General features: G+C 69.9%; 20 protein-coding genes. 10 read left to right on the top strand and 10 right to left on the bottom strand.

The genetic code is table 11. The features are described 5' to 3' along the window. Positions 1 to 55: 55 nt before the first annotated feature. From AC060L_RS35375 to AC060L_RS35360, 4 genes are read left to right on the top strand one after another with little or no spacing between them, the layout of a single operon-like run. Entirely contained in the window at positions 56 to 979 is a 924-nt protein-coding gene (locus AC060L_RS35375) for an ABC transporter permease (RefSeq protein ID WP_483803088.1), read from the top strand. Next, entirely contained in the window at positions 972 to 2,000 is a 1,029-nt protein-coding gene (locus AC060L_RS35370; RefSeq protein WP_483803087.1) for an ABC transporter permease, read from the top strand. The genes AC060L_RS35375 and AC060L_RS35370 overlap by 8 nt, the downstream gene beginning before the upstream one ends. Before the next feature lie 18 nt (positions 2,001 to 2,018). After that, a complete protein-coding gene (locus AC060L_RS35365; RefSeq protein WP_483803086.1) occupies positions 2,019 to 3,074 on the top strand; it encodes an ABC transporter ATP-binding protein in 1,056 nt (351 codons plus the stop codon). Continuing rightward, positions 3,067 to 4,209, top strand: coding sequence for an ABC transporter ATP-binding protein (locus tag AC060L_RS35360; RefSeq protein ID WP_483803085.1), 1,143 nt, complete (start codon positions 3,067 to 3,069; stop codon positions 4,207 to 4,209). Before AC060L_RS35365 ends, AC060L_RS35360 begins: the two co-directional genes overlap by 8 nt. A 66-nt stretch (positions 4,210 to 4,275) precedes the next feature. Here the strand turns inward: AC060L_RS35360 and AC060L_RS35355 are convergent, their stop codons facing one another. From AC060L_RS35355 to AC060L_RS35315, 9 genes are all read right to left on the bottom strand, one after another. Then, positions 4,276 to 5,397, bottom strand: coding sequence for an ABC transporter ATP-binding protein (locus AC060L_RS35355; RefSeq protein ID WP_483803084.1), 1,122 nt, complete (start codon positions 5,395 to 5,397; stop codon positions 4,276 to 4,278). Between the two features lie 28 nt (positions 5,398 to 5,425). Further along, positions 5,426 to 6,496 carry an ABC transporter ATP-binding protein gene (locus AC060L_RS35350; protein ID WP_483803083.1) on the bottom strand — a complete coding sequence of 357 codons (1,071 nt, stop codon included), beginning with the start codon at positions 6,494 to 6,496 and terminating at the stop codon, positions 5,426 to 5,428. 55 nt (positions 6,497 to 6,551) lie between these two features. Beyond that, positions 6,552 to 7,532 (bottom strand): ABC transporter permease, encoded by a 981-nt coding sequence (locus AC060L_RS35345; RefSeq protein WP_483803082.1) that lies wholly within the window; start codon positions 7,530 to 7,532, stop codon positions 6,552 to 6,554. A 159-nt stretch (positions 7,533 to 7,691) separates the two neighbouring features. Next, complete coding sequence (locus tag AC060L_RS35340; RefSeq protein ID WP_483803081.1) at positions 7,692 to 9,464, bottom strand: ABC transporter substrate-binding protein; 1,773 nt, start codon at positions 9,462 to 9,464, stop codon at positions 7,692 to 7,694. Between the two features lie 139 nt (positions 9,465 to 9,603). Continuing rightward, positions 9,604 to 10,629: an ABC transporter permease gene (locus AC060L_RS35335; protein ID WP_483803080.1), complete on the bottom strand. Its 1,026-nt coding sequence runs from the start codon at positions 10,627 to 10,629 to the stop codon at positions 9,604 to 9,606. A 553-nt stretch (positions 10,630 to 11,182) separates the two neighbouring features. Further along, positions 11,183 to 13,717, bottom strand: coding sequence for a peptidoglycan binding domain-containing protein (locus AC060L_RS35330; RefSeq protein WP_483803079.1), 2,535 nt, complete (start codon positions 13,715 to 13,717; stop codon positions 11,183 to 11,185). A 182-nt stretch (positions 13,718 to 13,899) separates the two neighbouring features. Further along, the gene (locus tag AC060L_RS35325; RefSeq protein WP_483803078.1) at positions 13,900 to 14,331 is read right to left on the bottom strand and encodes a DUF6113 family protein; all 432 of its coding nucleotides are present in this window, start codon (positions 14,329 to 14,331) and stop codon (positions 13,900 to 13,902) included. Further along, positions 14,331 to 15,224, bottom strand: a complete 894-nt coding sequence (gene mshB, locus AC060L_RS35320; protein WP_483803077.1) for an N-acetyl-1-D-myo-inositol-2-amino-2-deoxy-alpha-D-glucopyranoside deacetylase — start codon at positions 15,222 to 15,224, stop codon at positions 14,331 to 14,333. The genes AC060L_RS35325 and mshB overlap by 1 nt, the downstream gene beginning before the upstream one ends. Positions 15,225 to 15,267: 43 nt before the next feature. Then, on the bottom strand, positions 15,268 to 15,462 hold the full coding sequence (locus AC060L_RS35315) for a DUF2304 domain-containing protein (protein WP_483803076.1): 195 nt from the start codon (positions 15,460 to 15,462) through the stop codon (positions 15,268 to 15,270). Positions 15,463 to 15,707: 245 nt separating this feature from the next. On the opposite strand from AC060L_RS35315, the gene AC060L_RS35310 reads away from it, so the two are divergent. The 4 genes from AC060L_RS35310 (at position 15,708) to AC060L_RS35295 (ending at position 20,909) form a co-directional block, all read left to right on the top strand. After that, positions 15,708 to 17,828, top strand: a complete 2,121-nt coding sequence (locus AC060L_RS35310) for a S9 family peptidase (RefSeq protein ID WP_483803075.1) — start codon at positions 15,708 to 15,710, stop codon at positions 17,826 to 17,828. Positions 17,829 to 17,956: 128 nt separating this feature from the next. Further along, the gene (locus tag AC060L_RS35305) at positions 17,957 to 18,910 is read left to right on the top strand and encodes an ABC transporter ATP-binding protein (RefSeq protein WP_483803074.1); all 954 of its coding nucleotides are present in this window, start codon (positions 17,957 to 17,959) and stop codon (positions 18,908 to 18,910) included. After that, positions 18,907 to 19,629, top strand: coding sequence for an ABC transporter permease (locus tag AC060L_RS35300; RefSeq protein WP_483803073.1), 723 nt, complete (start codon positions 18,907 to 18,909; stop codon positions 19,627 to 19,629). The genes AC060L_RS35305 and AC060L_RS35300 overlap by 4 nt, the downstream gene beginning before the upstream one ends. 8 nt (positions 19,630 to 19,637) lie before the next feature. After that, on the top strand, positions 19,638 to 20,909 hold the full coding sequence (locus tag AC060L_RS35295; RefSeq protein WP_483803072.1) for a sensor histidine kinase: 1,272 nt from the start codon (positions 19,638 to 19,640) through the stop codon (positions 20,907 to 20,909). A gap of 304 nt (positions 20,910 to 21,213) precedes the next feature. On the opposite strand, the gene AC060L_RS35290 is transcribed toward AC060L_RS35295, so the two are convergent. Beyond that, positions 21,214 to 21,888 (bottom strand): replication-relaxation family protein, encoded by a 675-nt coding sequence (locus tag AC060L_RS35290; protein WP_483803071.1) that lies wholly within the window; start codon positions 21,886 to 21,888, stop codon positions 21,214 to 21,216. Positions 21,889 to 22,904: 1,016 nt separating this feature from the next. On the opposite strand from AC060L_RS35290, the gene AC060L_RS35285 reads away from it, so the two are divergent. Beyond that, positions 22,905 to 23,399: a hypothetical protein gene (locus tag AC060L_RS35285; RefSeq protein WP_483803070.1), complete on the top strand. Its 495-nt coding sequence runs from the start codon at positions 22,905 to 22,907 to the stop codon at positions 23,397 to 23,399. Positions 23,400 to 23,870: 471 nt separating this feature from the next. Beyond that, positions 23,871 to 25,607 carry an IS1634 family transposase gene (locus AC060L_RS35280; RefSeq protein WP_483799747.1) on the top strand — a complete coding sequence of 579 codons (1,737 nt, stop codon included), beginning with the start codon at positions 23,871 to 23,873 and terminating at the stop codon, positions 25,605 to 25,607. Positions 25,608 to 25,720: the final 113 nt, after the last annotated feature.

Raw genomic sequence — 25,720 nt, 5'->3', positions numbered from 1 at the left:
CCGGCTCCCGGGGTGGAGCCGGCCGCCGGTCTTCGCCTGCTCAGTGGAGGTTCGCATGGGACGCTACGTCCTCAGGCGCCTGCTCCAGATGATCCCGGTCTTCATCGGGACCACCTTCCTGATCTTCGTCATGGTGCACGCGCTCGGCGACCCGGTGAACGCGCTCTTCGGCGACCGGGCGCCCGACCCGGCGGTGGCCGCGCAGATCAGGGCCCAGTACAACCTGAACGACCCGCTCTGGCTCCAGTACGTCAAGTACATGGGCCGGCTGTTCCAGTGGGACTTCGGCACCACCTTCAGCGGGCAGACGGTGACCTCGCAGCTTGCTGCCGCCTACCCGGTCACGCTCAAGCTCACCGCGGTGGCGTTCGTCATCGAGGTGGTCTTCGGCATCGGCCTGGGCCTGATCAGCGGGCTGCGGCGGGGCAAGACCGTGGACAGCTCGGTGCTGATCCTGACCCTGGTCGTCATCTCCATCCCGACCTTCGTCACCGGCTACGTGCTGCAGTACCTGGTCGGCGTGAAATGGGGGATCCTGCCGGCCACGGTCGGCTTCGACGTGACGTTCGAATCGCTGATCCTGCCGGGCATCGTGCTGGCCTCGGTCTCGCTCGCGTACGTCGCCCGGCTGACCCGCACCACCGTCGCGGAGAACTCCAAGGCGGACTACGTGCGCACCGCGACGGCCAAGGGCCTGCCGCGCCGCCGGGTGGTGCTGAACCACCTGCTGCGCAACTCGCTGATCCCGGTCGTCACGTTCCTCGGAACCGACCTGGGCGCGCTGATGGGTGGCGCGCTGGTGACGGAGCGGATCTTCAACATCCACGGCGTCGGCTACACCCTGTACCAGGGGATCGTCCGGCAGAGCACCAACACCGTGGTCGGCTTCGTGACCATCCTGGTCATCGTCTTCCTGCTGGCCAACCTGCTCGTCGACCTGCTCTACGCGGTCCTGGACCCGAGGATCCGGTATGCCTGACCAGGATAGGTACAACGAATCGGACCCGATGGCGGGGGCTGGTGACGAAGACGAGGAGATGCAGAGCGCGGTCGAGAGCCGGACCCTCGATCTCGGCACCATGGAGGCCGAGACCCTGATCAAGGCCGAGCGGCTCGCCGACGAGCCGGGGGTCGCGGCAGCGGACGAACGGGAGGTGCCGCGCAGCCTCTGGCAGGACGCCTGGCGCGACCTGCGGCGCAACCCGATCTTCATCATCTCCGGTCTGCTGATCGTCTTCCTGGTCATCGTGGCGATCTGGCCCAGTCTGTTCACCTCGACCAACCCGCTCAGCTGCGACCTGACCAAGTCCCAGCATGGGCCGACCTCCGGCCACCCGTTCGGTTACGACACCCAGGGCTGCGACGTGTACGCGCGGACGGTCTACGGCGCGCGCGCCTCGATCACAGTGGGCGTCTGCGCCACCGTCGGGTCGGCGCTGGTCGGTACGCTGCTCGGCGGCCTGGCCGGCTTCTTCGGCGGCTGGTCGGATTCGGTGATCTCCCGGGTCGCCGACATCTTCTTCGGCATCCCGATCCTGCTCGGCGGCCTGGTCTTCCTCTCGGTGATCTCCACCAGGTCGATCTGGATCGTGGTCGCGTTCATCGTGGTGCTCGGCTGGCCACAGCTGGCCCGCATCGCCCGCGGCGCGGTGATCACGGCCAAGCAGCAGGACTACGTCACGGCGGCCCGCGCGCTCGGCGCCGGCAGCAAGCGGCTGATGCTGCGGCACATCCTGCCGAACGCGGTCGCGCCGATCATCGTGGTGGCAACCATCGCGCTCGGCACGTACATCGCGCTGGAGGCGACGCTGAGCTACCTCGGCGTCGGCCTCAAGCCGCCGACCGTCTCCTGGGGCATCGACATCTCGGCCGCGTCGGACACCTTCAGCATCGCGCCGCACATGCTGCTCTTCCCCGCCGGGGCGCTGAGCATCACCGTGCTCGCGTTCATCATGCTCGGCGACGCGGTCCGCGACGCCCTCGACCCCAAGCTGCGCTGAGAGAGGGCCCCACCACCGATGAGTAGCAGCAGCATCAGCAGCCAACCCCGCGCGACCACCTCGGACAGTGCGCAGACCCCGCTGCTCGAGGTCAAGGACCTGCACGTGGAGTTCCGCACCCGGGACGGCGTCGCCAAGGCCGTCAACGGTGTGAACTACTCGGTCCGGGCCGGTGAGACGCTGGCCATCCTCGGCGAGTCGGGCTCCGGCAAGTCGGTCACCGCCCAGGCGGTGATGGGCATCCTGGACAGCCCGCCCGGTTTCGTGACGGGTGGCCAGATCGTCTTCAAGGGCCGGGACCTGCTGACCCTCGGCAACGAGGAGCGGCGCAAGGTCCGCGGCTCGCAGATGGCGATGATCTTCCAGGACGCGCTCTCCTCGCTCAACCCGGTGCACACGGTGGGCGCGCAGCTCGGCGAGATGTACCGGGTGCACCGGGGCAGCTCGCGCCAGGAGGCCAAGGCCAAGGCGATCGAGCTGATGGACCGGGTGCGGATCCCGGCCGCCGCCGCCCGGGTCGGCGACTACCCGCACCAGTTCTCCGGCGGCATGCGCCAGCGGATCATGATCGCGATGGCGCTCGCGCTGGAGCCGGACCTGATCATCGCCGACGAGCCGACCACCGCGCTCGACGTCACCGTGCAGGCCCAGGTGATGGACCTGCTCGCCGAACTCCAGGCCGAGTACCACATGGGCCTGATCCTGATCACCCACGACCTCGGCGTGGTCGCGGACGTCGCGGACAAGATCGCGGTGATGTACGCCGGACGGATCGTCGAGACGGCGCCGGTGCACGAGCTCTACGCCAAGCCGGGCCACCCGTACACCCGCGGCCTGCTGGACTCCATCCCGCGGCTCGACCAGAAGGGGCAGGAGCTCTACGCGATCAAGGGCCTGCCGCCCAACCTGCTGCGGATCCCGCCCGGCTGCGCGTTCAACCCGCGGTGCCCACGGGCCCAGGAGATCTGCCGGACCACCGTGCCGCCGCTCTTCGAGCTGACGGACGAGGGCGGCGCGCCGCTCCCCGGGCGCGCCAGTGCCTGCCACTTCTGGAAGGAGACCCTCGATGACTGACGGTGCCACCGCGCTCGGCGCGAGCGCGCCGCAGGCGGCGACCTTCGCCCGGCCGGTGTCCGAAGGCGAACCGATCCTTCAGGTGCGCGACCTGGTCAAGCACTTCCCGCTGCTGCAGGGCGTGGTCTTCAAGAAGCAGGTCGGCGCGGTCAAGGCGGTGGACGGGGTCTCCTTCGACCTGCGCAAGGGGGAGACGCTCGGCATCGTCGGCGAGTCCGGCTGCGGGAAGTCCACGCTGGCCAAGGTGCTGATGAACCTGGAGCCGGCCACCGAGGGCTCGATCCGGTACAAGGGCGAGGAGATCTCCAAGCTGACCGGCGCGGGGCTCAAGGCCGTGCGGCGCAACATCCAGATGGTCTTCCAGGACCCGTACACCTCGCTCAACCCGCGGATGACGGTCGGCGACATCATCGGCGAGCCCTACGAGATCCACCCCGAGGTGGCGCCGAAGGGCGATCGGCGCAAGGCGGTGCAGGACCTGCTGGACGTGGTCGGGCTCAACCCGGAGTACATCAACCGGTACCCGCACCAGTTCTCCGGCGGCCAGCGGCAGCGGATCGGGATCGCGCGCGGGCTGGCGCTCAAGCCCGAGGTGATCATCTGCGACGAGCCGGTCTCGGCGCTGGACGTCTCGGTGCAGGCCCAGGTGATCAACCTGCTGGAGCAGCTGCAGGACGAGTTCGAGCTCTCGTACATCTTCATCGCGCACGACCTCTCGATCGTGCGGCACATCTCCGACCGGGTCGGCGTGATGTACCTGGGCAGGCTCGTGGAGATCGGCTCCGACCTGGAGATCTACGACCACGCCACGCACCCGTACACCCAGGCGCTGCTCTCCGCGGTGCCGGTGCCGGACCCGAAGGCGCGGGCGGCGCGGGACCGGATCGTGCTGACCGGGGACGTCCCCTCGCCGGCCAACCCGCCGTCCGGCTGCCGGTTCCGCACCCGCTGCTGGAAGGCCCAGGACAGGTGCGCGGCCGAGGTGCCGCTGCTGGCCGTGCCGAGCTGGCTGACCGGGCCGGCGGCGCACGAGTCGGCCTGCCACTTCGCCGCCGAGCGCGAAGCCGGACCGGCCGCCGGCGGCAACGGCGGCAGCTCCGGCAATGGCGGCAACGGGGGCACCGCGGCCTCCTGAGAACGCCGAGGGCCCCCGGAGCAGTCGATGCTCCGGGGGCCCTCGGGTGTGTGCTGCGGGCGCCGGTCAGGCGTCCTTGGCGTCCTTCTTGCCGTCTTCCTTCGCCGCACGCGGCTCGGGGACCTCGGTGGTGGCGGTGCGCTTCGAGGCGTCGCCGTCCTCCGGGAAGTGGCAGGCCGTGAGGTGGCCCTCGGCGTTGCCACTGAGCTGCAGCAGCGGCGGCTCCTCCGTGGCGCACTTCTCCTGCGCCTTCCAGCAACGGGTGCGGAACCGGCAGCCGGACGGCGGGTTCAGCGGCGACGGGACGTCACCGGTGAGCCGGATGCGCTCGGCGGCGACGTTGTCCGGGTCGGCGTCCGGCGCGGCCGAGAGCAGCGCGTGCGTGTACGGGTGGCGCGGCTTCGTGTAGAGCGAGTCCCGGTCGGCGATCTCGACGATCTTGCCCAGGTACATCACCGCGACGCGCTGCGAGAAGTGCCGCACGATCGACAGGTCGTGCGCGATGAAGACGAACGCGATGCCCAGCTCGCGCTGCAGGCCCTGGAGCAGGTTGACGACCTGCGCCTGGATCGAGACGTCCAGCGCGGAGACCGGCTCGTCCGCGATGATCAGCTTCGGGTTGAGCGCGAGCGCGCGGGCGACGCCGATGCGCTGACGCTGACCGCCGGAGAACTCGTGCGGGAAGCGGTTGAAGTGCTCCGGGTTGAGACCGACGATCTCCAGGAGCTCCTTGACCCGGGCGGTGCGACCGCCGGGCGGGTTGATCCCGTTGATCTCCATCGGGTTGCTGATGATCGTACCGACGGTGTGCCGCGGGTTCAGCGAGGAGTACGGGTCCTGGAAGATCATCTGGATCTCGGACCGGATCGGCGCCAGTTCCTTGCGGTTGGCGTGCGCGATCTCCTGGCCGTTGTACTTGATCGAGCCGCCGGTCGGCTCGTACAGGCGGGTGACCAGTCGGCCGGTGGTCGACTTGCCGCAGCCGGACTCGCCGACCAGGCCCAGGCTCTCGCCCGCGCTGACCGAGAAGCTCACGTTGTCGACCGCCTGGACAGCGCCGACCTGGCGCTTGAACGGGAAGCCGCCCATCACGGGGAAGTGCTTGGTGAGGCCGTTGACCTCAAGCAGCACGTCGCCGGGGGTGGGGGCCGCGCCCGTCGGCTTGGTCAGAGTCTGCTCTGCGCTCATGGGATTTCCTTGACTCCTTAACCGAGGCTCAGCTGCTCAGCCGGGGCAGGATCTGCTCGGTGAGGATGGACTGCTTCTGCGCGGGGGTGAGGTGGCAGGCCGACAGGTGGCCGTTCGCCAGCTCCAGCGGCGGGCGCTCGGTCGTGCACTTGTCGCCGACCACCAGCTCACGGTACGTGCACCGGGGGTGGAACGCGCAGCCGGCCGGGGGGTTGAGCAGCGACGGCGGGGTGCCCGGGATCGGCTCCAGCGGGACGTCCACCGCCGCGTTGATCCGCGGGATGGAGCTCAGCAGGCCCCAGCCGTACGGGTGCTGGGAGGTCTTGAGCACCTCGCGCATGGTGCCGCGCTCGACCGCGCGACCCGCGTACATCACCAGCACGTCGTCGGCGATCTCACGGATCACGCCGAGGTCGTGGGTGATGAAGATGATCGAGGTGCCGGTCTCCTGCTGGAGGTCCTTGAGCAGGTCCACGATCTGCGCCTGCACGGTCACGTCGAGCGCGGTGGTCGGCTCGTCGGCGATCAGCAGCTCGGGGTCGCAGACCAGCGCCATCGCGATCATGGCGCGCTGGCGCATACCGCCGGAGAACTGGTGCGGGAAGTCGTCCACCCGGGTCTGCGGCTGCGGGATGCCGACGCGGCGCAGCATCTCGATCGCGCGGTCGCGGGCCTCCTTCTTGCTCGCGCCGGTGTGCTTCATGAACGGCTCGGCGATCTGCCGGCCGATCGTGTAGTACGGCGAGAGCGCGGCCAGCGCGTCCTGGAAGATCATCGCCATCTTGTTGCCGCGGAGCTTCTCGAGGTCCTTCTGCGAGGCCTTGAGCAGGTCCTGGCCGTCGAGGACGACGGAGCCCTCGATGGTGGTGTTCTTCGGGTTGTGCAGGCCCATCACGGCCAGGTTGGACACCGACTTGCCGGAGCCCGACTCACCCACGATGCCGAGGGTCTTGCCCTTCTCGATGTCGAAGGTGAGGTTGTTGACGGCCTTGACGATGCCGTCCTCGGTGCGGAAGCGGACCTGCAGGTCGCGCACCGACAGGAAGGCGGAGCCGGCCTGGGGTGCGGCGGCGGACTCGGACTTGGTGAGGGTGCTCACGGTCGGATCTCCTCGGGGACTGGGTGGAGCGGAAGGAACGCGGATGCGGTGGGGGTCATCCCAGCCGGACCCGGGGGTCGAGGAGACCGTAGGCGGCGTCGACGATGATGTTGAAGAGCAGGATGGAGACGGAGCTGAAGATCAGCACGCCGAGCTCCAGGTTGAGGTCCGCGGAGTGCACCGAGTTGACGGCGAGGAAGCCGAGGCCGTGGATGCTGAAGGTGTACTCGGTGATGATCGCGCCGGAGAAGACGGCGCCGAGGTCGATGCCGAAGATCGTGATGATCGGGGCCATCGCACCGCGCAGCGCGTAGCGCCACCACACGTACGAGGAGGACATGCCCTTGGCCCGGGCGGCCCGGATGTGGTCCTCGGAGAGCTGCTCCAGCATCAGGGAGCGGACCTGGCGGGTGTAGTTCGACCAGAAGATGACCGACATGACCAGCCACGGCAGGATCATCCCCATGAAGCAGCCCCAGGGGTCCTGGGTGAAGGGGACGTACTGCGGGCGGTCCAGCCAGTGCAGGTTGTAGACGAAGAGCGCCATGGCCAGCGGGCCGATGAAGTAGATCTGGGTGGACTGACCGATCAGCGAGATCGAGCTCGCGACCTGGTCCATCCACTTGCCCTGCTTCCAGGCGGACAGCATGCCCAGGCCGACACCGATGGTCAGGAAGCAGATGGCGCCGCCGATGGCGAGCACGAAGGTGGCCGGGTAGTTGGCCGAGATCCGGTCCCAGACGAACTGCTGCGCGTTGTACGAGTAGCCGAAGCACGGGGCGGCGCAGTGGCCGAGCTGGCCCATGTCCTGGCCGACGAACAGGCCGCTGACGTAGTCCCAGAACTGCTGGATGACCGACCGGTCGAGGTGCATGTTCGTCCGGATCTGCGCGAGCAGCTCCGGCGTGCAGCCCTTCGGGCAGTTCAGCTGCGCCGGGTCGACCGGCATGGTGTGGAAGGCGAAGAAGGTGAGGCAGATCAGCAGAAAGATGATGACGATCGCGCCGAGCGCCCGGCGGATGAGAAATCGGAGCATTGGGTGAGCTCTTCCGAGTGAGGGCGCCTGCGGCGGCCGCGTCGTGGAGAGTGCGACCCCCGGATTACGGGAGGTCAACACGTGGCCCAGGCAGGGCCACCCGGAGCGGGTGGCCCTGCCAGGGGGAGTCGGCCCGGAGGCCGGCTCCGGATCCGGTGCTTACTTGATGTAGACGCTGGAGACGTCCATGCAGCCCAGCACCTCGTTGTAGGCGACACCGCCGAGGCCGGCACCGTACACGTTGAAGAACTTGTCGTAGGCGGCCGGGATCTCCGGGACGTCGGTGGTGAGGATGTTGTCCGCGAGCTTCATCCACGCGGCGGCGGCGTCGGTCGGGTTGGCGATGGTGGCGATGCGGTCCATCTCGGTGTTCATCGCCGGGTTGTTGTAGTGCGAGTAGTTGGTCGCACCGTCGGCGATCGTACGACCGTCCAGGGTCGGCGGGATCACGGTGCCACCGGCCGGCCAGTCGGCACCCCAGCCGGAACGGTACAGGTCGAACTGGTTGTTGACCTTGCCGATCTCGGTGTAGTACGTGGTCGGGTCCAGCTCCTTGCGGTCAACCTGGAAGCCGGCCTGGGTCAGCGAGTCCTGGACCGCCGCCGAGATGTTCTGCCACTTCGCGCTGTTCGAGTACGCGAGCGTGATGTGGTAGCCGAGCTTGCCGTCGGCCTGCAGGATCGCCTTGGCCGCCTGCGGGTCGCCCATCGGGTTCTTCTTGATGCCCAGCGGGTCGGTGTCCTGCCAGCCGGCGACGGTCGGGCTCATCAGGTTGCCCGCGATGTCACCGGTGGTCGCGCCACCCTCGAGGCGCTGCACCTGGGCGGCCGGGAAGGCCTTGGCCAGGGCCTGGCGGACCTTGACGTCCGTCACGCGGGTGGTGTTGATGTTGAAGACATCGACGTAGGGCTGGAACTTGTTGACCGTCCGCGGCGCCATGCTGGAGTCGCCCTGGATGGTCTTGATCAGGCTCGGGTCGGCGTTGGCCACCAGGCTGATCGCGTTCTTGTCGTCACCGGCGCCACCGATCAGGCGCTGGGTCAGCTGTGGCTGCGCGACGTTGAGCTCGAAGTTCCAGCCGTCCACGTACTGGTGGCGCAGCGGGTCCGACTTCGGGTCCCAGTTCGGGTTCTTGACCAGGGTCAGCGACTTGTCCGGCTGGTAGTCCTTGATCATGTAAGGACCGATGGAGACCGGGTGGTTGTTGTACTTCTGGCCGTCGTCCTTGGACTTCTCGATGGCCGTGATGTTCGGCATCGCGACGGCGTACGGCGCGTCGTTGTGGACGGCCGTGAAGTGCATCGTGATGGTCTTGGCGTCCGGCGTGCTGATCACGCTGTCCGGCAGGTCCTGACCGTTCTGCGGACCCTGGTAGACCTTGCGGTAGTCCTGGCCGGAGAGCCAGGTCTGGATGTAGGTCGGACCGTTGGTCTGGTAGTCCTGGTACAGCGTCTCGATCGCGTACTTGATGTCCTTGGACGTGATCGGGGTGCCGTCCTGGAACTTCAGGTTGTCCTTGAGGGTCCAGGTCCAGGTCTTGCCACCGTCGGTGGTCTTGCCCGGGTCGGTCGCCATGTCACCGACCAGGATGGTCTTGCCGGTGGCCGGGTCGGTCTTGTACGCGGTCAGCTGGCGGCTGTAGAGCATGCCGAGCGCCTGGTACTGGTTGACGTACTGCTGGCGCGGGTCCAGGTAGTCGAAGCCCGAGGCCTCCAGGTCGTGCGCGGTGCCGCCCTGCTTGGCGCCGGCGACGTCCTTGGCCGGACCCGTCGAGTCGGCGATGTCGGTGGCGATGCCGAAGTTCTGCACCGACGACTTGGCGCTGCTGTTGGCGCCGCCGCTGCTGCTGCTGCCGCCCCCACCGCAAGCCGTCAGCGTGAGCGCGCTGACCGCCACGAGCGCCGGCACAAGTGCTGCCTTGCGAAGTCTCATTGGTTCCTACCTGTCACTGGTCATGTTGGGTCTGGCCAGCGCGGACCGGCGGGGCGACGTTGCCCCGGGGTGGGCCGGTGCTGGGGGTGCAAGAAGGTGAAACAGGGTGGTGCAAGGTACTGCGGTGGGGGTGGTGCGGTTAGCGGATGGTCTTCGGGTCGAGTGCGTCCCGGACCGCATCCCCGAACTGGTTGAACGCGATGGTGAAGATCATCAGCGACAGACCGGGGAAGAGCAGGTAGGTGAGGTCGTTCTGGTAGTTGTTCACCGCGTCCTGGAACATCAGGCCCCAGTCGGGGGTGGGCTCGACCATGCCGACACCAAGGAAGGAGAGGCCGGCCTCGGCGGTGACCATCGCGGGGAGCATCAGCGTGACCTGGACCAGGATCGTGGTCGCCAGGTTCGGCATGAGCTCCTTGAAGATGATGCGCCAGGAGGAGGCACCGGAGATCTTGGCGGCCTCGATGTACTCGCGCTCACGCAGGCTCAGCGAGATGCCGCGGAGCAGGCGGGAGGTGGCCATCCAGCCGAGGAACGACTGCACCAGCACGATCGCGATCACGCGGATGTAGACCGGGGTCTCGCGGTTGAGCGGGACGAACCAGATCAGCACGATCGGCGTGAAGGCGATGTAGAAGAGCTGGGTCGGCAGACCGAGCAGCAGGTCGGTGACGCGGCCCACCAGGTAGTCGAACTTGCCGCCCATGTAGCCCTGGGCGACGCCGAGCACGATGCCGACGAAGCTGGACAGGATCGTGATCAGCAGGCCGATGCCGAGCGAGGTCCGGATGCCGTAGATCAGCTTGGCGAAGATGTCGTAGCCCGTGGTCGGCGTGATGCCGAACCAATGGGTCGCGTTGATCCCGCCGTTCGCGCCGACCGGCACGCCGTTGTCGTCGACCAGGCTCATGTCGCGCAGGCCGTACGGGATGTACGGCGACTGCCCGTAGAGCTTGGTGATCACCGGCGCGAGAAGCGCGACCAGGATGTAGCCGATCACGATCACGGCGCAGAGCACACCGATGCGGTTGCGCTTGAAGCGGCTCCAGGCAATCTGGCCCGGGGTGCGCCCGAGAAGCTCGGCCGGCTTGTTGCCGGTCGCTTCCGTCGCGGACGCGACGAGGACCGGATCGGTCTCGGTCGTGTCCTCAGTTGGCGTCGTCATGGTGCGAAAGCTCCCGCCGGTGTGGTCTGTGCAGCAGCAACAAGGAAGAAGTGGGTCGAACGGACTCTCGCAACTCGTTTATCGAACGTCAAGCGTTTCTCTCTGGCTGGACGGTGGGTTTTGGCATCGTTCTGGAATGTCCACCAGGTTGTAGCTTTCAGATACTTGACAGCCTCATAGCGAGACGTGATAAATCGGACATAAAGGTGCATAAGGAGTTCATAAGTTCGTAACGAGGGCTTAGTGACACCGGTATCTGAACGCGACCTTCCGGCCTCGGTGCAGTCAACGCGCGTAGACAAGCCTGTCCGTTTTGTCCGTCGATGGGGGGATTACTCGTCGGTTTTCGGCGTCCGACTATCGGACGGATTTGGCGGGATGCCGCCTTTGGCGACTATTTGCCACTCATTTCGGAGCCCTCTGGAAACCGTCGGGAGTGTGGCTGCCCACGCCGGCTGTCAGTTACACGCCACTGGCGGGATGTCGCCGGGAAACACGCGGGAGCCCCGGGACAGGATCTGTTCCGGGGCTCCCGCGAGGGAATTTGACATGCTCACATGCGGAACTTGAAAGTGCGCTCGATATCGCTGTTCTTGTCATAGACCGAGGCGATTGCGTCGGCCACGTCCTGCGTCCCGATCGGGCCGTAACTGCCATCGGGCTTGCGGAACTTCAGCTTGTCGAAGGTGCTGCCGACAGCCGCGCCGAGCTGGTCCAGGTCCCACTTCGGGCCGATATTCCCGGAGGCGTCCGGTGCCAGGGTCAGCGCCTTGGCCGCAATCGACTTCGTGAAGTAGAACCTGTGGGTGCCGGCGATGATCGTCACCCGCCCGCTCACGATGGCCTTGCCGAGCCCGTCGGCCGCCTGCTGGAGCGCCGCGGTCGAGACCTTCGGCTGGGCGGCCGTCACCGCGAGCGTGATCGGGGGGTCGGTCTTGCCGTTCGCCCGGTCCTGGTAGCTCTGCGCGACCTGGTCGACGGCCGAGCTGCCGTCCACCGCCTGCCCGGCCTGACCCGGCCCCACGGTCGGGTCGCCGGAGTCGCTGAACTGGACGTAACCCTCCTTCAGTCCCTGCGCCGAGCTCGCCGCCAGGCCGTCCAGCGCCGCCTTCAGCTTGGCCCGGTCGATCCGGAACGCCGGCGGCACCGTCTTCTTGTCGCCGGTCAGCGAGCCGATCACGACGGTCGGGTTGTAGCTGTGCTTGGTCAGCCCGTCCACGGTGGCCGTGGTGTCGAAGCTGAGGCCGGCCGTGGCCGGATCCAGCGTGACCGGCTGGCCGCCGAGCTTGAGCTGTATCGGCGCCTGGCCGATCTTGCCGACCGTGCTGTCGAGCTGGTGGATCGCCTGGTCCCGGCTGTCGCCACCGATGTCGGTGCCCAGCACGGTGGTGCCGCGCGGGACGTCCGCCTGGTTGAGCATCAGACCGGTGCCGTAGGCCGCGGCGCCCAGGAAGAGCGCGCCGCCGACCGCGGTGACGGCCAGCTTGCGCACCTTGGAGCGGGGCTTCGGCTTCGCCGCGGCGGGCTTGGCGGGCGCCGGCTCGGCGGGGGCCGGCGCGGTGGCCGGGGAGTCGGCTGCGGCGCCGGCCTGCGGCTGCTCGGCGTGCTCGGGCGCCTCGAAGCCACGGGAGCCGGGGGGCGGCGGTCCGGCGGGTCCGGTCGGCCGGGCGGCCGGCGCGGTCGCGGTGGCGCCGCGCGGGGCGCCGTAGTGGCCGGCCACCGGCAGTCCCGGTATGGCCTCCTCGTGCGGGAGGTCGCCGGAGATCGGCTCGAAGCCGCCGATCTGGGTGTCCTCGGGCTCCCCGGCCGGCGGGGTCTGGCCGGGCGGGAAGGGATTGATCGGCTGCTGCGGCCGGGCGAACCGGCCGGGCGCGCCCGGGGTGCCGGTCGGGCGCTGGGCGGTCGGCGTGGCGCCGGCCGCGGCGGCGTTGCCGGCCGATGCGGCGTCCTGGGGGTATCCCGGACCAGCCGCCGGGGGAGCGGCCATCGGCCCGCGCTCGGCCTGCGGGTAGCCCTGGCCGGCCTGCGGGTTCCCGGCGCCGTCCGGGCCGCCGCCGAAGGGCGCGGCGTTCGCCTCGGGGCGGTTGCCGTACGGGCTCTCGCCGTAGGGCGACTCGGCGTACGGGCTTTCGGTGTACGGGCGCTCGGCGTACGGGCTCGGGGCGCCGCCGTACGGGCTGTTCGCGCCGCCGAAGCCGTTGTTCGGCTGCTGCTGCTGCTGCTGCGGGTGCTGGTACTGCTGTTGCTGCGGCGGCTGCTGGTACTGCTGCGCGCCGCCCGGCTGCGGGGGCCGGCCGCCGGTCGCGTACGGGTCGGCCGGGTAACCCGCCGGCGGCGCGCCGAACGGCGCGGCCTGGGCGGGCGGTTCGGTCTCGCCGCGGGCCGGCGCGAACGGCGACGCCGCGGCGCCGGCGGGTCGGGGCAGCGGGGTCTGCTGGGTGGCCTCCGCGGAGAAGGCCGGCGCGGCCGCTGCCCGGCGGGCGGCCTGCGGGGCGGTGCCCGCACCCGCAGCCGCACCGGTGTTCGCCGGCGCGGGTGTGGGCGCGGCAGCCGGAGCCGGTGCCGACTGGCCCCGCTGCCGGGGCCGGAACCACTCGCCGGTGGACTCGGACTCGGAGCTCTCCGGTGCGCTCGGCGCCTGCCACTCCTTCGGCAGGTCCGGCGGCGCGGCCGTGCGACCGCCTGCGTCCATCACGCCGAGCACCGGGGAGGAGGAGGACGACGCCGGTGACCGGTGCCGCGGCCCGGTCGGCGCGGCCGGCGGCTCGGGCTGCGCCTCCTCCGCCTTGACGGGGCTGCGCATCACCACCGGCGGGATCGGCCGTGAACCGGGGATGTTGATCGAGATCCGGGTGGTCAACGTGGTCTCGGTCTTCGGCACCTCGGGCTCGGCGGGTTGCTCCGCCGCCGGCCCCGGTGCTCCGAACGGATCGCCGCCCGGCGCAGGCGCGCCGAAGCTGCCCAGGCCCGGGATGCCGTACGGCGGAGTGCCCGACGGGTAGGCGTCGGGGCTCTCGCCCGGCCTCCGGCCGGGGTTCGCACCACGGCGGGGCGGCGGGTAGGCGCTGTCAGATTCGCGGCTGCTCAATGCTGCTCTGCTCCGGGTTCGCGGCCGGACGGCTCGTCCGACGATGCTGCGGCACCACCATACTGGGAACGCCTGGGTGGCGAACTGCTTCCCTTAGAAGCCGATACGTCCGGTTCCTCACGGTCGAGCCTACGGGTCAACTGCATTGACTGCCCGTCGTACCAGGGCTGTCGTACGGGCCGTCAGTCCCGTTGGCGCGGGATGCCGAAGGCGAACGGCGAACGGGTCGGCAGTGTGGCGCAGCTCACCCCGAGCAGCGCGCCGCCGAGCAGGAAGGCATAGGCGTCCACTCCGGCGGAGAGCACGAAGTCGCCCTCCGGGCGCGGGGCCATCAGGACCAGCACCACCAGGAACCAGCCGATCATCGGCACGCCGGCGCCGAGCTTGGTTCCGGTCAGCCGCAGGCCGCCGTAGAAGACCGCGCCGGTGGCCGCCAGCGAGAGCAGCAGTCCTACCGGGCTCCACAGGGCCTGCACAAAACAACCGCAGAGCGATACCAGCGCGCCCAGCACGAAGAGCACCGGGTACCAGAGCGCCCGGGTGCGCTGGGCGGGCAGTGGCTCGGCCAGCCGCTGCGACTGGGTTCCGAGCAGCGCGTGCAGCGGATTGGGCATCAGGCCTCGATTCCGGCGAACAGGTCGGTCTCGGGGCGGCCGGGACCGGCCTCGCCGCGGACCAGCTGATAGAACTCGTCGGCCACCAGGGGCTGCCAGAGGTTGTTGCTGAGCGCGAAGAAGGCGCCGTCCACGCTGATCTGGGTGGCGTGCGCGCGCAGCGCGGCGGCCTTGCGGCCGGCGTACTCCGTGCCGTCGAGCACGGTGGTCACCAGCTCCTCGTCCACCACGCCGGGTACGTCCTGCGGGGCCGCGGCGGCCGGGAACCGCTCGGCGGCGGCGCGCAGGCCGGCCAGCAGCACCGGGCGGGGCATCCGGTTCCAGTAGACCTTGACGATCTGCCAGGCCGGGCCGAGCTCGGGGCGGTACGCCGGGTCGGCGGCCAGCTCGCAGGCGCGCATCGCGACCCGGTGCGCCTGGATGTGGTCCGGGTGGCCGTAGCCGCCGTTCTCGTCGTACGTGACCAGCACCTGCGGCCGCACCTCGCGGACCACCTCGACCAGGTGGCCGGCCGCCTCGTCGAGGTCGGCCTGCCAGAAGCAGTCGGGACGCTCGTTCTCGGGCACGCCCATCATCCCGGAGTCCCGGTACCGGCCGGCGCCGCCCAGGAACCGGAAGTCGGTCACGCCGACCTCCCGCATCGCCGCGCTCAGCTCGCCGATCCGGAAGTCGCCCAGGGCGTCCTCGCGATCCGCCGTCAGATGGGCGAGCTCGGCCGGGATCACCTCGCCGCCCTCGCCGAGCGTGCAGGTCACCAGCGTGACCCCGGCGCCCTCGGCGGCGTAGCGCGCCAGCGTGGCGCCGTTGCCGATCGACTCGTCGTCGGGGTGGGCGTGCACCAGCAGCAGGCGGCGGCCCGCGCTGTCCGCGCGGTCCGGGGCGGCAGAAGTCATGGGCGAAAGCCTAACCACCCCGGCGATCGGGCCGCCCGGGGCGCTACAGCTTCAGCTCGTTGATCATGCCGGCGAGGTTGCTCGTCACCTGCTGGATCGACGGCGCGATCGAACTGGACGCGAGGTAGAAGCCCAGCAGGCCGCAGATGATCGCGTGCGCCAGCTTGAGGCCGGAGCGGCGGATCAGCACCACCACGATGACCAGCATCAGCACGGCCGCGGAGATGGACAAAGGCATGACGGCTCACACCCCTTCTCGTTCGAGAAGCGAACCGGACACCGGGCGTCCGGATCACAGAACAAAGGAATACCCGATCAGTGCACGGAGCATTACTTTCCGTGCGCCGGCGGTATGTCGCGGCACCGGCGTGTCAGGGGGCGCAAGGCCCGGTCGGACGGGGTGCGGGGGCCTCGCGCGACGCCTTTTCGGCCCTGCGCCAAATGAGTGATCAAGCGCTGGGGAACGCCGTAGGGTGCGGTGCCATGACCACTGAAAGCGCCGCCGACACGTTCCCGCGGCAGTACGCGCGCACCCTGCGCTACACCGTCGGCCAGCCCCGCTCCTACGCCGTGGCACCCGACGGCTCGCGGATCACCTTCCTGCGCTCCGCCTCCGGCGCCGACCGCGCCAACCTGCTCTGGACGCTCGACCCGGCCACCGGCGAGGAGCGGATCGCCGCCGACCCGGCGGCGCTGCTCGACGGCGGCGCCGAGGACCTCTCGCCGGCCGAGCTGGCCCGCCGCGAGCGCAGCCGGGAGGGCTCGGCCGGCATCGTCGGCTACGCCTTGGACGGCGCCGGCGCGCTCGCCGTCTTCGCGCTCTCCGGCCGGCTCTTCGCGGCCGACCTGGCCGCCGGCACCGCCCGCGAGCTGCCCGCCGCCGGCCCGCTGCTGGACCCGCGCCCCTCCCCGGACGGCCGCTGGACCGCCTACCCGACCACGGCCGGCGCGCTGCGGGTGATCGCCACCGACGGCACCGGCGACCGCGCGCTGGCCGAGCCCGAGAGCGCCGGGGTGACCTGGGGTCAGGCCGAGTTCATCGCGATGGAGGAGATGGGCCGCGACCGCGGCTACTGGTGGTCCCCCGACAGCGACCGGCTGCTGGTCGCCCGCGCCGACGACGCGCCCGTGCAGCGCTGGTGGATCGCCGACCCGGCCAACCCGGCCCGGCTGCCCGCCGAGGTCGGCTACCCCGCCGCCGGCACACCCAACGCGCTCGTGACGCTCTGGCTGCTCGGCCTGGACGGCTCGCGCACCGAGGTCCTGTGGGACCAGGCGGCCTTCCCGTACCTGGCCCGGGTGCACTGGTCGGCGGCCGGCGCGCCGCTGCTGCTCGTGCAGGCCCGCGACCAGCGCTCGCAGCTGCTGCTCACGGTGGACACGGCGACCGGCGCCACCACCACGCTGCTCGCCGAGCAGGACGATGCCTGGCTGGAGCTCTTCTCCGGTGCGCCCGCCTGGACGCCCGCCGGCGAGCTGGTCCGGATCGGCGACGAGCCCGGCCACCGCGCGCTCTTCGTGGGCGAGCGCAAGCTCACCGACGACACGCTGCACCTGCGCTCGGTGCTCTCGGTCGGCGAGCGGGACGTCCTCTGCACGGCGAGCGCCGGCGAGGGCGCCGAGGACCAGACGCCCGGCCTGACCGGCCTCTACCTGGTGCCGCTGGACGGCTCGGCGCCGCAGCTGCTGCGCCGCGGCGCGGCGCTGGACGCGGTGCGCGGCGGCGACGTGATGGTGCTCTCCGGCTCGGCGCTGGACCACCCGGGCCGGCGGGCCGAGGTGCTGGTCGGCGGCGAGCAGCGCGCGGTCGTCGCCTCCTACGCCGAGGCCCCGGTGCTGACGGCCCGTCCGCAGTTCCGGCTGGCCGGCGCCCGCCGGATCCCGTCCGCCGTCGTGCTGCCGACCGGCTACGACCGCGAGCGGGACGGCCTGCTGCCGGTGCTGATGGACCCGTACGGCGGGCCGCACGGGCAGATGGTGGTGCAGGCGCACAACGCCTTCCTCTCCTCGCAGTGGTTCGCCGACCAGGGCTTCGCGGTCGTCGTCGCGGACGGGCGCGGCACGCCGGGCCGCAGCCCGCAGTGGGAGAAGTCGATCGCGCACGACCTGGCCACCGTCACGCTGGACGACCAGGTCGAGGCGCTGCACGCGCTGGCCGAGGAGTTCCCGCTGGACCTCGGGCGGGTCGCGATCCGCGGCTGGTCCTACGGCGGCTACCTCTCCGCGCTCGCCGTGCTGCGCCGCCCGGACGTCTTCCACGCGGCCGTGGCCGGCGCCCCGGTGACGGACTGGCAGCTCTACGACACGCACTACACCGAGCGCTACCTGGGCCACCCGGCCGAGCGGCCCGAGGTGTACCGGGCGAACTCGCTGATCGAGGACGCGCCCAAGCTGGAGCGGCCGCTGATGATCATTCACGGGCTGGCCGACGACAACGTGGTGGCCGCGCACACGCTGCGGCTCTCCTCGGCGCTGCTCGCCGCCGGCCGCCCGCACACCGTGCTGCCGCTCTCCGGCGTCACCCACATGACGCCGCAGGAGCAGGTCGCGGAGAACCTGCTGCTGCTCCAGGTCGCCTTCCTGAAGGAGAAGCTGGGCTTCTGACCTGCGGCTGCGTCGTCTCCTCGGCATGACAGATGTCATGCCGAGGAGACGACTGCGCACACTGCCGGGCCCGACCCAGTCCGCGGGAAGCTCTCCTTGTCAGCACGGCAGCGGAGAGGACAGGGACGATGGGCAACGAGGTCGCGGCCTTCAGGCAGGTGAGCAAGAGCTACGGCCAGGTCAGGGCGGTGAACGGACTGGACCTGGTGCTGCACCCCGGCGAGACGGTGGCCCTGCTCGGGCCGAACGGCGCCGGCAAGTCCAGCAGCCTGGACCTCCTGCTGGGTCTGCGCGAGCCCGACGAGGGCAGCGTGACGCTCTTCGGCGGCCGCCCGCGCGCCGCGATCGAGGCCGGCCGGGTGGGCGCGATGCTGCAGAGCGGCGGGCTGATGACCGACGTCAAGGTCGCCGAGCTGGTCCAGCTGGCCTGCGACGTGCACCCGCGCGGCCACCGCCTGGCCGAGGTGCTGCGCGACGCCGGCATCGAGGAGATCGCGGAGCGCCGGGTGGACAAGCTCTCCGGCGGCCAGGAGCAGCGGGTCCGGTTCGCGCTCGCCATCGCCGGCGCGAACGACCTGATCGTGCTCGACGAGCCGACCACCGGCATGGACGTCTCGGTCCGTCAGCAGTTCTGGGCCTCGATGCGCCGCCAGGCGGACGCCGGGCGCACCGTGCTGTTTGCCACCCACTACCTGGAGGAGGCCGACTCGATCGCCGACCGGGTGCTGGTGCTGCACCGCGGCCGGCTGATCGCCGACGGCTCCTCGGCCGAGATCAAGGCCAAGGCCGGCGCCCGCCGGATCAGCTTCGAGCTGCACGCGGCGGACGGCCCGGTCGAGGAGGGCGTGCTGCGCGCGCTGCCGGGCGTGGCGGCGCTGGAGATCAGCGGCCGGCCCGACGAGGTGCGCACCGTGCGGATCCGCACCACCGACGCGGACCTCACAGCGGCCCACCTGTACCGGGCGGGCTGCTACCCGCGCGGTCTGGAGGTCACCAGCCTGGGCCTGGAGCAGGCCTTCCTGACCATCACCGGCGAGGCGGAGGCCGAAGCCGCCGAGTTTGCTGCGGAGAGTGCGCGATGAAGACCCTGATCAAGCTGGAGATCCGGCGCACCCTGCGCAACCGCCGGTACCTGTTCTTCACGATCCTCTACCCGGCGCTGATGTACTTCTTCTTCATCAGTGCGTACAGCAACGGCAACGTGGCCGGCGGGGTCAGCGCCAAGTCGTACTTCATGGTCTCGATGGCCACCTTCGGCGCGGTCGGCTCGGTGCTGACCGGCAACGCGCAGCGGATCTCGCTGGAGCGCAAGACCGGCTGGGTGCGCCAGCTGCGGCTGACCGCGCTGCCCGGCCGGGCGTATGCGACCGCGAAGATCAGCGCCTGCGCGGTCACCACGCTGCCGGCGATCCTGGTGGTCTTCGTGCTCGGTGCGATCGAGGGCGTGCGGCTCGGCGCCGGCCAGTGGCTCGGGCTGGTCGCGGTCCTCTGGCTGGGCAGCTTCGTCTTCGCGGCGCTCGGGGTGGCGCTCGGCTACGCGGCCGAGCCGAACGCGGTGCAGCCGATCGTGATGATCGTCTACATGCTGATGTCGGCCTTCGGCGGCACCTGGTACCCGGTCACCGGCACGCTGAAGAACCTCGCCCGGTTCAACCCGGTGTACCAGTACAACCAGCTGGCGGCCTTCGTCCACCCGGGCACCGCGTTCAGCGTGACCGCGGTGGCCGTCCTGGGCGGCTTCCTGGTGGCCTTCGTGGCCGCCGCGGGCTTCCTGTACCAGCGGGACACCAAGCAGGCATGATGGCAGCCATGCCCAACGCGCCCCAGGACCACCGCCCCGCCGACCCGGGAGCGGGGGCTCTGGGGCGCCGGTCCGTCCTCAACATCCCGGGCGCGCCGGTGGAGAACCGCCGGCAGCTGATGGTCAAGCTCTGCTGGATGCTGCTGTGGATGGTCTACCTGGTCTACCCGATCAGGGATCTGGCGGACGGCGGGTACTCCACGCTGACCGTCGTGCTCGGCAGCCTGGCCCTGGCCGCGTTCCTGGCCTGCTACTTCACCCTGGTGGTCTTCCGCTCGATGACCGGCGCCTGGTGGCGGTACAGCTACCTGACGCTGGCCGTGATGCTGGTACTCGCCCTGGCCACCAGCTTCGGGATCAGCAACAACTGGCTCGGCCTCTTCACCTACCTCTCGGTGGCGTCCGGCGCGGTGCTGCCGATCCGGTACGGCCTCTGGTCGGTCGGCGGCGTCACCGCACTGCTCACCGCAGTCGCGCTGGCCACCCACGCGCCCAGCGGCGCGCTCGGCGCACTCGTCCTCCCGACCTTCCTCAGCGGCGCCGCGATGTCCGGTCTGCAGCGCCTGATCGCCCTGGTGCACGAGCTGCGCCAGGCCCGTGAGACCGCCGCCCAGCTGGCCGCCGCCGAGGAGCGGCTGCGGATGGCCCGCGACCTGCACGACCTGCTCGGCCACTCGCTCTCGCTGATCACGCTGAAGAGCGAGCTGGCCGGCCGCTTCCTGACCGCCGACAAGACCGAGGCCGCGCACGCCCAGGTGACCGACATCGAGCAGGTCGCCCGGCAGTCGCTGATCGACGTCCGGGCGGCCGTCAGCGGCTACCGCAAGCCCAGCCTGAAGGTCGAGCTGGCCGCCGCCCGCAGCGCGCTGGCCACCGCCGGGATCACCGTGGAGGCCCCGGCCGGGCTGGCCGACGAGCGCCCCGGTCTCGCCGCCCCGGAGGCCGAGGCGCTCGCCTGGGTGCTGCGCGAGGCGGCCACCAACATCGTCCGGCACGCGGCCGGCGCGACGCACTGCACGGTCGCGATGGACGAGAGCTGGGACGGCGAGGGAGCCCGGTTCGCCGTGCTGGAGATCTGCGACAACGGCCGCGGCGCCGGCAAGTCGGCGCCCGGCAACGGCCTCTCCGGCCTGGACGAGCGCCTCGCGCTGGTCGGGGGCCGGCTGGAGACCTCGCCGGGCCGCGGCGGCCGGGGCTTCCGGCTGCGCGCGCTGGTGCCGCTGGGGGCCAGGGTCGGCAGCGGGGCGGTCAGCGAGCGGGCACTATCGTCGGGCGCATGACTGCTGATCAGAAGCCCGGCGGAATCCGCGTCCTGCTCGCCGAGGAGAGGTGGACACATGCCTATCATGCTGTGACCAGCGGAAACGGTCAGTCGGAGCACCATTTTGCAAGGCAGCGACACCTACATATGCACCCTGTGCGGCGAGCCTGAGAGCCAGAGCATTGATCTCTACCGCCGTAAGTCCATGCTGGTGCGCGGACACCGGTAGGAACTGAGCAAGCCCGCTCTCGCGTTCGTCCGTTCCGCTCCGCGAAACGGACGCTGCCGCCTGCCTGGCTGAGGTTCGATTTTCCGTTCCCGTTTCATTGGGAAGCCTGGGTGGTTCCCCGTTGGTGGAACGGGACCGGGGTCGCGAGCTCGTGGAAGCGGGCGTAGGCGGTCAGCTTCGAGCACAGCGTCTGGCTGCTTTCGGTGGCGCGGTCGAGTTCGACGAACGCCCGCAGGTGGTCGCGGCCGCCGTCGGCGGTTCGTACGGTGTAGCGCATCAGGGCATCGGCCCGCAGCGAGTCGTGTCCACGTCCGGACAGTTTGTGGCTGACCTCGGGCTCCCAGTCGAGCGGGCCGTACTCGTCGCCGTGGCGTCGGGCGTCGCGTACGAATGTCAGGTGGGCGCGGACCACGTCCTCGGCGTGGTCGGCGTTGAGCAGCGCGCGGTTCTCGTCCAGCTTGGGCGGCAGGCTGTGCCGGTGTGCGACCTCCTTGAACTCGCCCGCGATCTGGCGGCCGGCATCGGTGAGGAACCAGGTGTGGAGCTTGCCGGGGAAGTAGCGGGTCACGTGGTTTGCCAGGCCTCGCTCACGCAACTGCTGAAGGCGCTTGTTCGGTGTGCTCGCGCTCTTGAACGGGCCGAGCAGCTCGTGCAGCTGTGGCGTGGTCACCAACTGGTGCTGGTAGAGCGTGGCCAGGGCCCGCCGGTCGAAGCTGTCCCCCAATCGGCGCTGAGGGCGCCTTGTGGCTGCTGCCGCCGTGATGGTCATCGTCGGCGCCTCCCTTGTGCGCCGCGCGCCCGTGTGGGCGGTTGGCTGAGACAACCCCGTGCACCTTGCTGCATACCTTGCCGGCGAGCCGTCCCCCGGCAACGATTCAGTGACCACCTCGTGCACCTTGCTGCATACCTTGCCGGCGAGCTGGCACCTGGCAACGATTCAGTGACCACCTCGTGCACCTTGCTGCATACCTTGCCGGCGAGCTGGCACCTGGCAACGATTCAGTAAGGCTGCAGGTCAAGGTGGGCAGGGCGATACCTTGCCGACCGTCTTCGATGCGACCTGCAAGACATCCGCGAGTAGTGGAGGTTGAGCCGCTACTTGTGCTGCTCGCCGACGGTCTTCGGTTCGGCTCGTACGTCGTTCGGGGTCCGGAGCGCCGGGCGCTCGCCCCGCCCGAGATCGTTCTCGGCTCGGCCTCGACGATGCCGTCCGCGGCCCGGATACCGGCGAGATCCCTTGATCGACAGCGTCGCCACCGCCGCGGCGGCGCTTCGCCTGTCCGTCAGCCGCAAGCCAGCGCGCAGCATCGTCTTCGACGACAGTGGCCCTCGCGGTTGGGGCGACGACCTGTTGCCGGCTGCACCCGGGCAAGCCTCACGTACTGCCGCGTGGTCATGAGCCGTACTGCCGCGCGGTCATGAGCCGCCGAGCAGCCCGTCGTCTACGGGCTTCGGCCACACGGCGAGAGGCGAGCGTAGGAGGCGGTGTAGGAGGGGGCTTGGACGGCTGCGCAGTACGCGCCACGGGCCTCCGACGCGATTTGAGTTCCAGCAGGTCAGAGTAGGTTTTTGGTGGGCCTGAAATTACGACAACCCCCTCGGTTCGCCCTTCTGCCGTTTGGTGGTCGGTGTGGTTGGTGTTGTGTGGCTGGTGTGGTGTGCAGGGCAGGCGGAACGCACGAGGTGGGGCTTCCGGGTTGGGTTGTCAGCCGGGGCGCGGCGGCACGTTCCAGCCGGGGCGTCAGGCCCCGCAGGACGGCCCCCACGGCAACCTCCTGGCGCCCCATGGAGCGGCCCACCTGGCGGGGCGGCGCCGGACCGTTCACCGGGTGCTGCACCTACGCCTCGCTGCCGGTGCTCACCCCCAGTCGCGAAATGCGCGGCTCGATTTCTATTGATCAAGAACCCGAAGAGGAGACATCTATGACTCCTGTTGGCCGACCCCCGAAGCCAGCTGAACAGAAACGACGTCTCGGCAACCCCGGCAAGCGCGCACTGCCCGAGCCGGCAACTGTCGCCGCATCGCTCGCGCTGGTGGACGAGCCACCGGCCGGTCTGGGCGCAGCCGGTAGCGCGCTGTGGGAGGCCGTTACGGCGGCCGCTAAGGCTTGGCTCGCGCCATCGGACCATCCAACGCTCCTGTGGCTGTGCGAGATGGCCGACCGGCGCGCCGACTTCATGACGAGTCTCGCCGAGCACGGCCCGCTGATCGAGCGGGCTGGGGATGGGCACCTGGTGGCGAACCCGGTGGGCGCCATGCTGGCCACGACCGAGAAGTAGATGGTCCACATAGCCGCGTCGCTCGGCCTCACTCCCGCCGACCGGTCCCGCTTGGGCGTGGCTGAGGTGAAGGCGAAGAACGCGTTCGAAGAGATGCTGGCACGCCGACAGCACCGCGAGTGATCAAAACAGCCCCGTACCGTCTCCCCCCATCGCCGGGGGTTGCTGGTGCGGGGCCGTTTGCTGCGCACAGGGCTCTGTGGGTGCCGCTCAGAGCTGCTGGACGTACACGTGCAGGCTGTACGGCCCGCCGACTTCTGCCGCGTTCAGGTGGCCCGCCACGGCCTGTCCACCGTCCAGGCCGCATGTCACACCTGCGTTCCGCGTAATTCGGCTGGTCTAGAGGGTCCGATGTGGTGAAGTGCCTGGTCAGCTGGTCCGGTGATGCCACACGGCCTGGAGCTTCCTAGAGAAACGCATCCGATCTGAGAGTCATTGACTGCATGGCTCAGGCGTGTATGGTCTAGAGCGATGTATGTGAAGACGACGAGTCGGAAGACCAAGAGCGGTACTGTCCGCTACCTGCACCTGGCCCACAACACCTGGGACGCAGCGGCCGGGCGGTCGGTGCCGAAGCTGCTGTACGGCTTCGGCCGTGAGGATCAGCTGGACACCGACGCGGTGCGCCGCCTGGTCGGCTCGCTGTCCAAGCTCCTCGATCCGGCTGCCGCGCTGGCGGCCACCGCCGAGGCGAACACGGAGCTGGACTTCGTCGAGTCCCGTCCCTTCGGCGGCGCGTATCTCCTGGACCAGCTGTGGCACCGGCTGGAACTCCCGGGCATCGTGGCCGCGTTGGGCACCCGTGGCCGGGGCCGTCCACGCAACGTCAAGGCCACCGAACGTGCCCTGTTCGCGCTGGTCGCCAACCGCGCGCTGGCCCCGTCCTCGAAGCTGGCGGCCGCCGAGTGGGTCAACCACGACGTGCACATCGACAGCCTGGACCGCATCGACGACGACGCCTGCTACCGGGCGATGGACTGGCTTCACCAGATACGCGAGAAGCTGGAACGGCAGGTCTTCGACTCCGCCGCCCACCTGCTCAACCTCGAAGTCGACCTGCTGTTCTTCGACACCACCAGCACCTACTTCGAACTCGAGGACGCCGACCTGCCCGTCGCCCGCGACGAACACGGCGTCCCCCTCCCCGAAACCGGCGACGGCGACGGCGACGGCGACGGCGACGGCGCGAGCATGCGCGGGTTTCGGACCTGGGGGAAGTCGAAGGACTCCCGCGACGACCTGCCGCAGATCGTGATCGGGATGGCGGTGACCCGTGACGGGATCCCGGTGCGGGTGTGGTGCTGGCCGGGCAACACCGGCGACTCCGCGTTGATCCGCCAGGTCAAGGACGAGATGCGGGACTGGACCCTGTCCAAGATCGTGTGGGTCGCCGACCGGGGCTTCGCCTCCGCGGCCAACCGCCGCTACCTCCGCTCCGGCGACCACCACTACATCATCGGCGAGAAACTCCGCTCCAACTCACCCGAGATCAAGGCCGCACTCTCGCGGCAGGGCCGCTACCAGGACATCGCGCACAACATGCGTGTCAAGGAGGTGAAGGTCTCCGAGTCCGAACGCTTCGTGATCTGCCACAACCCCGAAGGCGCCACCCGGGACGCGGCGATCCGCACCCAGCTGATCGCGCAGCTGAGCGAACTGATCGAAGACAGCGACGCCCTGTCGGACTACAAACGCGGCGAACTGCGCGGGAAGATCACCGCCAAACCCGGCCTGAACCGCTACCTGCGGACCACCCCGGCCGGCAAGCTCCGCATCGACGCCACCAAGGCCAAGGCCGAGGCGAACCTCGACGGCAAGTACCTCCTGCGCTGCAGCGACCCGAAACTCTCGGCCGAGGACATCGCGCTGGGCTACAAGCAACTCCTCGAAGTCGAGCGCGGCTGGCGGGACATGAAGCAGATCCTCGACCTCCGCCCGGTCTACCACCGCCTCGAAGAACGCATCCGCGCCCACGTCATCCTGTGCTGGCTCGCCCTGCTGCTGATCCGCATCGCCGAGACCACCACCGGGACGACCTGGCCCACCATCCGCCGCGAACTCGACCGGCTCCACCTGGGCACCTTCACCGGCCCCGCCGGCACCTTCCGCCAGCTCACCGAGCTCACCCGCACCCAGCGCGACCTGCTGGGCAAGCTCGACATCCCCGCACCCAAGAAGATCGTCGAACTCACCCCCGAAACCCGCTGACCAGCCACAACCCCCACGCCTAGAGACACGCCCCCACGGCGTATCCAGCCGCATTTCCCCAGGCCACAGCACGAATCAATGCTCTAGGCGCCGCGAATTATGCGGAACGCAGG

This window comes from Kitasatospora sp. NEAU-69, assembly GCF_057158765.1.
The sequence above is the reverse complement of the archived record's forward strand: the minus strand, read 5'-3'. Positions and strand labels throughout refer to the sequence as shown.

Coding starts and splice junctions, on each gene's coding strand:
- AC060L_RS35375 (WP_483803088.1), top strand. CDS start 56: ATGGGACGCTACGTCCTCAGGCGCCTGCTCCAGATGATCCCGGTCTTC.
- AC060L_RS35370 (WP_483803087.1), top strand. CDS start 972: ATGCCTGACCAGGATAGGTACAACGAATCGGACCCGATGGCGGGGGCT.
- AC060L_RS35365 (WP_483803086.1), top strand. CDS start 2,019: ATGAGTAGCAGCAGCATCAGCAGCCAACCCCGCGCGACCACCTCGGAC.
- AC060L_RS35360 (WP_483803085.1), top strand. CDS start 3,067: ATGACTGACGGTGCCACCGCGCTCGGCGCGAGCGCGCCGCAGGCGGCG.
- AC060L_RS35355 (WP_483803084.1), bottom strand. CDS start 5,397: ATGAGCGCAGAGCAGACTCTGACCAAGCCGACGGGCGCGGCCCCCACC.
- AC060L_RS35345 (WP_483803082.1), bottom strand. CDS start 7,532: ATGCTCCGATTTCTCATCCGCCGGGCGCTCGGCGCGATCGTCATCATC.
- AC060L_RS35340 (WP_483803081.1), bottom strand. CDS start 9,464: ATGAGACTTCGCAAGGCAGCACTTGTGCCGGCGCTCGTGGCGGTCAGC.
- AC060L_RS35335 (WP_483803080.1), bottom strand. CDS start 10,629: ATGACGACGCCAACTGAGGACACGACCGAGACCGATCCGGTCCTCGTC.
- AC060L_RS35325 (WP_483803078.1), bottom strand. CDS start 14,331: ATGCCCAATCCGCTGCACGCGCTGCTCGGAACCCAGTCGCAGCGGCTG.
- mshB (WP_483803077.1), bottom strand. CDS start 15,224: ATGACTTCTGCCGCCCCGGACCGCGCGGACAGCGCGGGCCGCCGCCTG.
- AC060L_RS35315 (WP_483803076.1), bottom strand. CDS start 15,462: ATGCCTTTGTCCATCTCCGCGGCCGTGCTGATGCTGGTCATCGTGGTG.
- AC060L_RS35310 (WP_483803075.1), top strand. CDS start 15,708: ATGACCACTGAAAGCGCCGCCGACACGTTCCCGCGGCAGTACGCGCGC.
- AC060L_RS35305 (WP_483803074.1), top strand. CDS start 17,957: ATGGGCAACGAGGTCGCGGCCTTCAGGCAGGTGAGCAAGAGCTACGGC.
- AC060L_RS35300 (WP_483803073.1), top strand. CDS start 18,907: ATGAAGACCCTGATCAAGCTGGAGATCCGGCGCACCCTGCGCAACCGC.
- AC060L_RS35295 (WP_483803072.1), top strand. CDS start 19,638: ATGCCCAACGCGCCCCAGGACCACCGCCCCGCCGACCCGGGAGCGGGG.
- AC060L_RS35290 (WP_483803071.1), bottom strand. CDS start 21,888: ATGACCATCACGGCGGCAGCAGCCACAAGGCGCCCTCAGCGCCGATTG.
- AC060L_RS35285 (WP_483803070.1), top strand. CDS start 22,905: ATGGAGCGGCCCACCTGGCGGGGCGGCGCCGGACCGTTCACCGGGTGC.
- AC060L_RS35280 (WP_483799747.1), top strand. CDS start 23,871: ATGTATGTGAAGACGACGAGTCGGAAGACCAAGAGCGGTACTGTCCGC.